Genomic DNA, 203 nt, shown 5'->3' on the forward strand with positions numbered 1-203 from the left:
AACCGCTCTTCCGATCTTGCCTGTCGCGTTCGGGCTAACCGTTATTATTGCCCTCTTTATATGGGATATGTCGACAACACGAGTTCTCGCTTCTGTGTTTCAAGGGCTTGGCATTACCGTCTCTGTGCTTTGGATTGTATTTGGCGCCATCTTCTTGCTCAACACGTTAAAACACACGTGCGCTATCTCGACAATTCGCAACG

General features: G+C 48.3%; 1 protein-coding gene. It reads left to right on the forward strand.

The features are described from left to right. Nucleotides 1–203, forward strand: a 203-nt coding sequence (locus ACP45E_RS13895; protein ID WP_198927722.1) for an L-lactate permease, incomplete at both ends; no start/stop codon positions are given.

This window comes from Vibrio genomosp. F10 str. 9ZD137, assembly GCF_049974785.1.
In the GTDB taxonomy this organism is placed as follows: domain Bacteria; phylum Pseudomonadota; class Gammaproteobacteria; order Enterobacterales; family Vibrionaceae; genus Vibrio.